We start from the raw sequence: 10,951 nt of genomic DNA, 5'->3' as shown, positions 1-10,951 counted from the left end.
ACATCCGGTCTCACAGCGCCCTTGGCTACAAAAGTCCGGTAAGTTATAGAAACTTAGCCCTTAAAAATACTGTTTAATTTGGTGTTGACATACCACCCCCCTTAAGCCGGCTTAAGGGGGGGAGTTATCAATTTCAGTAAAAACGGTGTTAGTGACTGATGTTTCCTCTATATATAGCTCCAGTTATCACAGCGCCCAATTAAATAGGGTCAATGATAGGCATTATAATGATAACCAGTAGTTCATACGCTAACAGCTGTCACTCAAAATAATACTTGCCTTAAAGTGTACTTTAAGGTTTAAGATAAGGAAGAACCAGCTGATTATGTCTGAAAATAACTGACAAGGAGGGATCTGGCCAATGGCATTCACGATCAAAGAAGCTTCAGAGCGGCTTGGTTGCCCGGCTCATACGATTCGTTTTTATGAGAAGGAGGGATTGCTCCCTTACATTAAGAGAGATAAGAACGGGAATCGACTGTTCGAACAAGATCACCTAGATTGGCTCCGGGTGATGACATGTTTTCGGGCGACAGGGATGAAGCTGTCGTTGCTGAAGGAGATGGTGGATCTTGCGCTCGATGGTGATTCCACTATTCCACAGCGCAAAGCGATCTTGAATCAGTACAAGGAAGATTTATTTCGCCGCCAGAATGAATTGACCACAGCGCTCGACGCCGTCAATAACAAACTGTCGATATACGAAGAAATCGCGAAAGGGAAAACTCCTTCCGAGAGCCAGTTGTTAGTCAAGATGGAGGAGTCAGAGCGACAACAAACACGAAATGAGGGATTAACAAATGAAACAAAGAATTTTAGGCAATAGCAATATCCGCGTCTCTTCGATCGGACTGGGAATTATGGGGATGTCTCCAGGCATTTACGGGGAGACTAACGACGAACAGTCGATCCAAACGATACATCACGCTTTGGACATTGGCGTCACGATGTTCGATACCGCGGACGTGTACGGGAACGGACATAACGAAAAGCTGCTCGGCCGTGCTCTTCAAGGCCGCCGCGAGCAAGCCATAATCGCCACCAAGTTCTCGTACACCCCAAATTACGAGAGCATCAGTGGCCATCCTGATTACGTTAAGAAAGTAGTGGAGGATAGCCTTCGCCGTTTGAATACGGATTACATCGACCTATACTACCAACACCGCGTCGATCCGCAAATCCCGATAGAGGAGACGGTCGGAGCGATGGCAGAATTGGTCAAGGCAGGCAAAGTTCGGGCGCTCGGCCTGTCCGAGGCTTCCGCTTCCACCATTCGCCGCGCTCATGCCGTGTATCCTATCTCCGTGCTAGAGAGTGAGTATTCGCTCTGGAGCCGTGACATCGAAGAGGAGATACTCCCTACCGTAAGAGAGCTGGGGATTACCCATGTGGCCTACAGTCCACTGAGTAGGGGCTTTATCTCCGGCGAGCTTCGCACTTTCGAGGATCTGGCCGCTGACGATCTTCGCAGATGGATGCCGCGGTTCCAAGGAGACAACTTCCGGAAGAACATTAAGGTTGTCGACAAGATTAAGGAGATCGCGGTGGAGAAGAACTGTACACCATCCCAACTGGCCATTGCCTGGACGATTGCCAACGGCGCGCTACCGATCCCGGGTACGAAGCGTATCAAGTATCTGGAGGAAAATGCTGCTGCGGCTGATATCCTTCTCATGAAGGAGGACCTCGAACGAATCGATCAGGTCAGCCCAAAGAATGTCGTTCACGGCAAGCGTTATATGAATGAACAGATGACGCTGCTCAACGGCTAGACTATAATCAGAAGAAGCAATGGTTCACGGGCTCCGTGGACCAGTTGCAATTGGATATTGTCTCAGGAGGTCGACAAGCCATGAACGCTCGTTTTACAGGTCGAATCAGAATCGCTTCAGGCTCTATCTAGTTAAAGACGTTAGGATATTAAGTACAATGTAAGCTCGCTAACGGGACTCCAACAATGATGGCAATTTTAGCTACGTTAGTTCCTACGACTCAACTATTGAAAGCGTCGTCAATCATAAATAAGATATCTGGATCTTCATAAAAGATATTTTCCGTTCCATTGCACTGATGAACATCCGAACGTGTTATTTATTGACTGGATATCGTTCATTAATATTGATATCTTATATAACAATAACTTAACACCTTAAAGTGGAAACACTGGTAATATAGGCATATTCAACACCTATTTTTATTTATTTCGTCTATTCACAGTATGGGCGGCATGATGCAAAAATTACTTATAAACGATGATAAAACAATGTTTATAAGTGTTCATCCTTGTTCATGCTTTTGTTCATGTTTCACTTGTTAATATTAATAGAGAGGTCTTTCATTAAGCTGCTAAACTTATTGAGGCCTCTTTTTTAATGTTCTTTGTCGTATGAGCGTATATGTCCATTGTAGTATTAATATCACTATGTCCTAGTCGTTCTTGTATCTCTTTAATGTGTACGTTAGCTTCAATCAGTAAAGAGGTGTGAGTATGCCTAAACGAATGTGGTGTTATATGTTTTTTAATCTTAGTTTTCTTAAGCAAACGTTGCAACCTATTAGAGATAGACTTTAATGTTTTTGGATAACCTTCATTAGTTGCAAAAATAAAATTATTATCGTGATAAAACCAATACCAAGGGAGTGAATGAACTGAAAAGAATTATAAAAACAAATTGAAAGTACCTTTCAAAAAGTACGTTATTTATAATGAAAAATATGCTGACTTGTCTGAAGAAGAAGCAGAAAGAAAAGTAAAAGAAGATGGATGGGAATGGGAAGATCAAGTTAACAAATATGTAAAAAAAAGTTCAATCAAAGCGGGGAGTGTAATATTAACTGTGTAAGTAAGAAATGCATACGGTTTCTTACTCACACAGTTTTTTATTTGGTAGAATAAAAACATAAAGCTAAAGGAGTGTTTGAAATGGGCAAACCTAAAAGAGATCCTGACTCCGTAGAATTAGCTAACAAGATTATTGAACAGTATCAACCAAAGTCTGTAGAAGATATGCAACATGCATTAAAGGACATATTCGGGCCGATGTTTGAATCGATGTTAAAAGGTGAAACGAATCATCATTTGGGCTATGAATCCAATGATAAAGGGAGAAAAAGAAACAAACAATAGTGTATCTTTTTTAAGCGAAGTTGTATTAAGTTTTTTGATAATAATGTAAGTTTAGGGTTTGCCTATAAAAAGATGTGAGCAAAAGGAAAGTATTTTTCTTTGCAGTATAAAAGCATTCTCGTAAAAGAATGCTTTTATATATATGACTAAACAATAATAAGATGTCAAAAAGCAGAATCAACATATAACCTAATCCGTTGTTGATTAGGCAACACTTATTATATTAGATAAAGTTTTACCGTATCTTACAAAAATGTAATATCTATTTAATAAAATTCGATGGTTACGACCTCCATTATTTTTTACAATAAAATCAATAGTTGTTAGAAATAAAGGAGCGATGATATATGATAAAGGTTTTCAATATAATTATTTGCATTATTGAGGTACTTGTAGATGGTAAGCGGGTAGTAATCGAATTAAATGACCAAATGAGTTAAAATGCAATAAACTATTAGTTTTGAGAGGAGTCTTACTTCTCTCCCATTACATAAATAAGCTGAGAAGGGATAATATCCATGAAAAAAATCATGATAGTTGAGGATAATGATAAACTCTGTATACCTTTAGCTAAACATATAGAAAAATTCGGGTACGAAGTAATTACTTTAGAACAATTCAATGATATCTTAGGCAAATTTCTTGAGAAAGAACCTGATTTAGTATTACTAGATATAAATTTACCATCATTTGACGGCTTTTATTGGTGCAGACAGATTCGCCAACGTTCTACATGCCCGATTATCTTTATATCTGCACGAGAGGGTACAATGGATCAAATTATGGCCCTAGAAAACGGAGGGGATGACTACATTACAAAACCTTTTGAATATGATGTGGTAATTGCTAAAGTCAAGAGTCATCTAAGACGAGCATATGGCGAATATGCATCCAGTCAAGGTGAGCGGATGATTAATTTTCATGGTTTAACATTTTTACAAGAGCGAATGGAACTTCGATTTCAATTGAAGTCAACAGAGGTTTCAAAAAAGGAATCATTATTATTAGAAGTATTATTAGAACGTGGAGAAAAGATAACAAGTAGAGATCGTTTAATTGGAAAAATGTGGAATACGGATATGTTTATTGATGAAAATACGTTAAACGTTTATATCACACGGGTAAGGAAAAGACTTTCTGATATTGGAATCAAAGATGCTATTGAAACAGTTCGTGGGGCAGGTTATAGGATGAGATGTACATGGGAGGAAGTAGAATGAAGTTATTTCTTCGTTCACATTTGTCCCTTATTTTTGTTACCACCATACAGGGAATATTTGTATTTGTTTACTACTGGTTTTTAGGATTTCAAGAATTGGATCATTTGTTTTATGTCTTTATGATTCAAGTAATAACTATAGGAATTTATCTAATTTATCGATGGATACAGGATATAAAACTTTACCGATGGTTACAAAAGTCTAATGATGACGAATTATATGTAACACAATTGGGAAAAAGCGTACTAGCTGAATCCATTTATGAAAGGCAATCTGTACTCACCGAACTATATGAAAATAATCTGCAACAGGTTAAGAAAGATTTAAATGAAAGAGTAACATTTACAAATCAATGGGTACATCAAATGAAAACGCCCTTATCTGTCATCCATTTAATGATTCAAGATAATGATGAAGCGTTATTTCAGGCAATTCGAAAAGAGTTATATCGATTAGAAGATGGATTAAAAACTGTGCTATACTCATCACGACTATCTATGTTTGAAAAAGACTATTCTATTGAAAAGATCCCTCTTCAAAACTTTATGAATGAAATTATAATGGAAAATAAAAGATTGTTTATTCAATACAAAATTTTCCCTAGAAAGTACTTCCCAAAAGATAAATTGTGCGTGTATTCTGATAAGAAGTGGCTGCAATTTGTTATAGGTCAAATTATTTCAAACGCCGTTAAATATTCCGCTAACAAAAGTGATACATTAAATATCAAAATTGAGAAACAAGAAGAGTGCATCTTATTAGAAATTAAAGACTTCGGTGTTGGAATTCCTTCACAAGATATCAGAAGGGTTTTTGAACCTTATTTTACAGGAGTAAATGGTAGATTGTATCACGAGTCAACGGGAATGGGGCTTTATTTAGTAAAAGAAATTATGGGTAAGCTCCAGCATGAAATAGAACTACAATCAGAAATAGGACAAAGTACAACCTTTAAAATATATTTTAAGGAATATGTTTCATCGAATAAACACTAGCATAAAGGGAAATGAAAGAGTCGTTTTTAAAATGGACAATATAGCCGGCTAAAAACATACAAAATCGTCGCCATAAATTTCGACAAACTTCATAATTAGATTGAATCCTAAGAGGAGGAGATTTGATTTATGAAGTTGGAGGAAGAGCGACGAAGAGTGAAAGAATTCTTGGAACGAGGTATGTCACATACTGATATCGTAGAGATGTTGGGGATGCATAGACATACTGTGAAAGCGTTAAGTGAACGAGAGAAAAACCATGTACAGAAGCGTGTGAAAAGGGATCGAAGCTAGATCCCTACAAAGAATACTTCATTAAGCGCGTAAAAGAAGATCACGTGTTTAATTGTGAGAAGCTTATCCTGGAGATTAAACAACGAGGCTATACAGGCGCGGTAGTACGATATTAAAAGAGTTTGTACAACCCTATCGTAAGGCCTTTAAAGAAAGTCATACCTTACCCAACTAATGAAGGGGTAAGGTTCTTTTATGTCTTTTCCTTACTAAAGTGTAAGGTTGATTTAAGGTAATTCTATTCTTGTATTTTTATATTCCTTATATAATAAATATACAGTCAAATATGTAGGAGGCAATATAATGGCAGATGTATTACAAGTACAAGATTTAAATAAAATTTATGATGGAAAAGCGACCTTCCAAGCTTTAACAAATATTACGTTTAATGTGGAAAAGGGAGAATTTATTGGTGTAATGGGGCCGTCTGGATCGGGAAAAACAACACTATTAAATCTAATCTCCACAATTGATAGACCGACATCGGGACAGGTCATTGTTAACGGGGAAGAGCCTCATAAATTAAAAAAAGGGAAACTTGCAGAATTTCGACGGAAAGAACTAGGATTTGTTTTTCAGGACTTTAACTTATTAGACACATTAACATTGGAAGAAAATATTATGCTGCCTTTGACACTAGAAAGAGTAGATTCAGGTGGAATTGACAAGAAAGTACAGGCTATCACTCAAAAGCTAGGTATTGATTCAATCTTAAATAAACGAACATATGAAGTATCAGGCGGTCAGAAACAACGTACTGCAATCGCTAGAGCAATCATTCATCAGCCTTCCTTGTTGTTAGCCGACGAACCAACGGGAAACTTAGATTCTAAATCATCGAAAGACGTGATGCAGACTTTACAAATGATTAACGAAAAAGATAAAACAACGATGTTAATGGTTACCCATGATCCATCTGCTGCAAGCTATTGTGATCGAGTTATTTTCATTAAAGATGGTAAATTGTACAACGAAGTATATAAAGGAATGAATCAAAAGGTATTTTTTCAACAGATTTTAGATGTTCTATCAATGCTAGGAGGAGATTCGGATGACCTTTCCACAGTTCGCTTATAAAAATATAACGCGTAATTTGCGGGCATATCTAGCCTTTTATTTAAGCAGTTCGTTCGCTGTTATGATTTTCTTTATGTTTGCGATGTTCATCTTTCATCCTGCATTAGAAACAGGTTATATGAATAACATTGCCAAAAAAGGCATGGTATTTGCAGAATGGGTCATTTTTGTATTTTCAATCTTATTTGTCCTTTATTCTGTAAGTGCCTTTTTAAAAACACGGAAAAGGGAATTTGGAATCCTTACAATTCAAGGGGCATCACCTAAACAACTTCGCCTACTAATCACACTGGAGAATGTATTCATCGGGCTTGCTTCTATCGTTACAGGAATCATTGGTGGAACAGTGCTTGCTAAACTGTTCTTTACTGCAGGGTCATATATAGTCGAAATGGAACCACTTGAACTATATTTCCCCTTGAAAGCACTAGGAATAACAATTGGGGTATTTCTACCTCTGTTTGTGCTTATTTCTCAATTTACACTCTTTATTATCCATTCAGAAGAAGTAGTTTCTTTACTGAAGGGATCGGTCAAACCAAAAAGAGAACCAAAGCCTTCTATACCTTTTTCTATACTAGGAATGCTGTTCTTAGGTGGAGGGTTTGGCTTGGCTTTATTTGCAGGTATTGATATTGGTAGTGCAGTTATTATTACTGTTTGTACAGTAATAGGGACCTACTTGTTTTATAGCCAGTTAAGTGTCTGGGTACTGAAACTGTTGAAACGAAATAAGAAATTTTATAGAAAAGGTACAAATCTACTTTGGATTTCTGATTTAATGTATCGAGTCAAAGATAATGCTCGTTTATTTTTCATCGTAAGTATTGTTTCTGCTGTGGCCTTTACGGCAACAGGGACTTTAGCCACTTATAAATCAATGTTTACCACTGAAGATTCATTATATGAAATGGAGTTTCTATCCTATTCTAGTAACAAGGATGAAAATGAACAACTGACATATATTCAACAACAGTTTGAACAAAAAAATATAGATTACGAGCAATCTAAATTTAAAGTGATTGAAACTGGTCAAGGATCATCGAATTATCCTGTTTTAGTTCTTTCATACAAAGATGGGATTAAGATATTACCTGAATTAAAAACTTCTAAACTTGAGGAAGGAAAAGGGGTTTACTTTGGGCAAACAGAACGAGAAGGATATACAGTACTCCAAGATAATACGACAGACTTACAATTAAATAACCAACAAATGTCGATAAAGTTGCAATCAATTGAACAGCCACTCCTTTCTCTTCATGATGTGTTAGTTGTTGATGAGAATACCTTTAATCTATTGAAGCAAGGTAATGAGTTAGTAACCTTTTATGCTTTTCAATTTGCTAATTCAAAAGAGAACTTAGATATAAGTCAAACGATACATGATCATATCGTTGGTGAAACATATAACCCAGATGCTAGGTACTCTTCAAAGGCCATCGAATATTATCAGACTGTTCAATTACCAAGTTTAAGTCTGTTTATTGGTTTATTTATTGGCATCATCTTTTTTTTGGCTGCTGGGAGTTTCTTGTATTTCAGGTTGTTTACGGATTTATATGAGGAAAGAAAAAAATATAAATCACTAGCTAAAATCGGATTGAGTGAAAAGGAAATGGTTAAAAACGCAAACATTCAAATGGCAATCCTCTTTTTCCTACCATTTTTGTTGGCTATTGTTGAAACAGGTTTCGCCTTACAGGTGTTACAAAGGGAGGGAGGATTTTCTAACGTATTTCAATCAGGAGTTATTACCATTTTAGGATTCTTGGGATTACAGCTTCTATACTTTATTGTCATTCGTTCTAGTTACATCAAAAATTTAAAAGAATATGTATATCGCTAATTAAAAATTAAGGGAGAGATAAATATTGAAAAAAGTAGTGAAAATAACTGTAGGAATTGTACTTGCTTTAGTTGTCATATTAGTTGGTTTTTTTACGCTTGTTCCAGAAGTAGAAAGAGATCTTATCAACCCTTTTGTACCTAAAGAAGAGGTATATGTACAAATCAATGAAGAACCCATTGATGCTCGCAGATATGAATATACTTTAATTGGCTATACTGAAGACGGTGATAAAAAGGAAGTAACATTTAGTTCAGCAAGAGTATTAAAAGAAAATGCCTTTTTAATAGTTACTACAAAAGGGTCTTATGTAGAAAAGTGGGAAGAAATACAGGTTGAAGAACTACCAGATAGAGTAAAAGAACAGTTAAACAGTGATTGACCAAATAGATTTGCCACCATCTGTTTAAAGTTCGAAATTATAAGTTTGAGTATCTGAAATGAGTAAAAGAATATTTTGTAACTATATTAAGAGAAAATAACCATCCCAATAATTAAGATGATGGAGAGGTTATATGTTTAAATTAGATAAACAAAATAGAAATCCAAAATACGAGCAGTTAACCGAAAAAATAAAAGTGCAAATTTTAAGTAATATGATTAGCCCGAATACTGTACAAAGATCATACTATGAACTTGAAAATCAAGGATAGTTATATTCTATAAAAGGAAAAGGTTATTATGTCGCATCTATTAATATTTTTCAAATAGGAAAGAAAATAGAACATGAGTTAAAACCACAGTTTTTAAGAGTATTACAAATGGCATTATCAAGTAAGGATATACTGGAATGGTTGGGTGAAGCAGATTGGATTTAATTCATTATTAAAAAGTAAAGCCTGCTTAGTACAAATATTATTGATAAGCAGGCTTTATAAGACTGAGCCTATTAATTATGATTGTCCAGTTTCGGGGATAAGTTTAGCAGGCTCATTTGCAGATGAATGGAGTCGCCAAAATCAAGAAGATAGTATGGGTTTAATTCCTTGTGCTGAAGGTGGAAGTTCTTTGGGTGAGTGGTCTGTAGATGGAGTGCTTTTTAGACATGCAATAACTGAAGCTAAATTTGCTATGCAAATTAGTGAGTTAACTGGAATACTATGGCATCAAGGAGAAAGTGATAGTAATAATGATAACTACAAAGTATATTATGAGAAGCTCTTAATAAGCAGGTTTGTTTTAAAGAAATGAGCCTGCTTCATCGACTACAGGCCTTTTTCTATTGGTAGAGCAAAAAGGGAGAGTTATTTTCTGTGAATAGGTGAACTCTACTCTCTATTTTTAAGACGGGCGTTTGACGAACGGTTATCTGTGATAAATATGTTGTTGACATATAGGAAGTCTCATTATATCATATACATATACTGAATATTAGAAATAAAAAAGGAATGTTACTGGTAGCAGGCATGACCTTATTCTTATGTAAACGTTTAACTATATAGTTAACGTTACATGGGAATAGGTCTTTTTGTGTTTGGGAAAGTTAATTTAAAAGGAGGGGAGACCACTTGAAAATTATTAGAGTAATAAACAATAATGTCATTTGCGCTGTAAATCCCCGACGTCAGGAACTCATACTCTTAGGAAATGGAATAGGTTTTCAAAAGAAAAAAGGGGACCCAGTAGATTTAGAAAAAGTAGAAAAAGAATTCTATTTAAAATCAAAAAATGTTGCCGGGAAACTATATGCATTACTTGCTCAAATTCCAATGGAGTATATGAGTGTTTCAGAGAGTATTATACAGACTGCTAAATCAGAACTTAAAGCAGATTTGAATGATAATATATATATTACATTAACTGATCATATTAGTTTTGCGGTAACCCGATACAGAAATGGTGAAGAATTTAAAAATGGTTTATTGTGGGAAATAAAAAAGTTTTATGCTTCGGAATATAAGGTTGCTCTAAAAGCTTTGGATATTATTAATAGAGAATTTAATGTTAATTTGAAAGAGGATGAAGCAGGAGCAATTGCACTTCATATTATCAATGCAGAGCTAGGTTATGACATGGAAGGGACTGTTAAGATAACGCAGTTTATTCAAAAGATTTTAAAAATAGTTAGGTATCATTTTAAAGTCGATTTAGATGAAGATTCTTTACATTATGTTAGATTTATAACGCACTTGAAATTTTTTGCTTATCGCTTGTTTAGCACTTCCAACATACCAATAGAGAATAGTGATATCGATTTCCAAGAATTAATTAAAACAAAGTATAAAGAGGAATACGAATGTAGTTTAAAAATCAAAGAACAAGTAAGAAAAGATTATGAAAGAGAACTAACCGATGATGACCTTATTTATTTATCTGTTCATATAAGACGCGTTACCATTTAACTATACAATTAAATATTAGATAAGAACTAGGAATGTTACTGATTAAGCAG

Annotated in this window: 11 protein-coding genes and 3 pseudogenes; 13 read left to right on the top strand and 1 reads right to left on the bottom strand. The window is 35.3% G+C overall.

Annotated features, from left to right (window positions below; translation table 11 throughout):
• The first annotated feature begins 361 nt into the window (after positions 1 to 361).
• Positions 362 to 826: a MerR family transcriptional regulator gene (locus JOE23_RS13080; protein WP_204439008.1), complete on the top strand. Its 465-nt coding sequence runs from the start codon at positions 362 to 364 to the stop codon at positions 824 to 826.
• Complete coding sequence (locus JOE23_RS13075; protein WP_204439007.1) at positions 801 to 1,772, top strand: aldo/keto reductase; 972 nt, start codon at positions 801 to 803, stop codon at positions 1,770 to 1,772. Before JOE23_RS13080 ends, JOE23_RS13075 begins: the two co-directional genes overlap by 26 nt.
• 534 nt (positions 1,773 to 2,306) lie before the next feature.
• On the opposite strand, the pseudogene JOE23_RS13070 reads toward JOE23_RS13075, so the two are convergent.
• Positions 2,307 to 2,626, bottom strand: a pseudogene (locus JOE23_RS13070) (tyrosine-type recombinase/integrase); the annotation flags it as partial.
• Positions 2,627 to 2,672: 46 nt separating this feature from the next.
• On the opposite strand from JOE23_RS13070, the gene JOE23_RS13065 reads away from it, so the two are divergent.
• The 11 genes and pseudogenes from JOE23_RS13065 to licT all read left to right on the top strand — a co-directional run bounded on the left by JOE23_RS13065 (position 2,673) and on the right by licT (position 10,901).
• Positions 2,673 to 2,843 carry a hypothetical protein gene (locus JOE23_RS13065; RefSeq protein ID WP_204439006.1) on the top strand — a complete coding sequence of 57 codons (171 nt, stop codon included), beginning with the start codon at positions 2,673 to 2,675 and terminating at the stop codon, positions 2,841 to 2,843.
• An 80-nt stretch (positions 2,844 to 2,923) separates the two neighbouring features.
• A pseudogene (locus JOE23_RS13060) lies at positions 2,924 to 3,121 on the top strand (IS256 family transposase); the annotation flags it as partial.
• Positions 3,122 to 3,645: 524 nt separating this feature from the next.
• Positions 3,646 to 4,347 (top strand): response regulator, encoded by a 702-nt coding sequence (locus tag JOE23_RS13055; RefSeq protein WP_204439004.1) that lies wholly within the window; start codon positions 3,646 to 3,648, stop codon positions 4,345 to 4,347.
• A complete protein-coding gene (locus tag JOE23_RS13050; RefSeq protein ID WP_204439003.1) occupies positions 4,344 to 5,342 on the top strand; it encodes a sensor histidine kinase in 999 nt (332 codons plus the stop codon). Before JOE23_RS13055 ends, JOE23_RS13050 begins: the two co-directional genes overlap by 4 nt.
• Positions 5,343 to 5,471: 129 nt before the next feature.
• Positions 5,472 to 5,636, top strand: coding sequence for a helix-turn-helix domain-containing protein (locus JOE23_RS13045; protein ID WP_204439002.1), 165 nt, complete (start codon positions 5,472 to 5,474; stop codon positions 5,634 to 5,636).
• Positions 5,637 to 5,939: 303 nt separating this feature from the next.
• Positions 5,940 to 6,713, top strand: a complete 774-nt coding sequence (locus tag JOE23_RS13040) for an ABC transporter ATP-binding protein (protein WP_204439001.1) — start codon at positions 5,940 to 5,942, stop codon at positions 6,711 to 6,713.
• Positions 6,688 to 8,559 (top strand): ABC transporter permease, encoded by a 1,872-nt coding sequence (locus JOE23_RS13035; protein ID WP_204439000.1) that lies wholly within the window; start codon positions 6,688 to 6,690, stop codon positions 8,557 to 8,559. Before JOE23_RS13040 ends, JOE23_RS13035 begins: the two co-directional genes overlap by 26 nt.
• Before the next feature lie 25 nt (positions 8,560 to 8,584).
• Entirely contained in the window at positions 8,585 to 8,941 is a 357-nt protein-coding gene (locus tag JOE23_RS13030; RefSeq protein WP_204438999.1) for a YxeA family protein, read from the top strand.
• Between the two features lie 133 nt (positions 8,942 to 9,074).
• Positions 9,075 to 9,212 carry a GntR family transcriptional regulator gene (locus tag JOE23_RS13025; RefSeq protein ID WP_204438997.1) on the top strand — a complete coding sequence of 46 codons (138 nt, stop codon included), beginning with the start codon at positions 9,075 to 9,077 and terminating at the stop codon, positions 9,210 to 9,212.
• 199 nt (positions 9,213 to 9,411) lie between these two features.
• Positions 9,412 to 9,726, top strand: a pseudogene (locus JOE23_RS13020) (sialate O-acetylesterase); the annotation flags it as partial.
• A gap of 341 nt (positions 9,727 to 10,067) precedes the next feature.
• Positions 10,068 to 10,901, top strand: coding sequence for a BglG family transcription antiterminator LicT (licT, locus tag JOE23_RS13015; RefSeq protein ID WP_204438996.1), 834 nt, complete (start codon positions 10,068 to 10,070; stop codon positions 10,899 to 10,901).
• Positions 10,902 to 10,951 lie beyond the last annotated feature (50 nt).

This window comes from Amphibacillus cookii (genome assembly GCF_016908375.1).
Classification (GTDB): domain Bacteria; phylum Bacillota; class Bacilli; order Bacillales; family Amphibacillaceae; genus Amphibacillus_C; species Amphibacillus_C cookii.
Note: the sequence above shows the minus strand (reverse complement) of the source record. Positions and strands in the feature narration are given on the sequence as shown.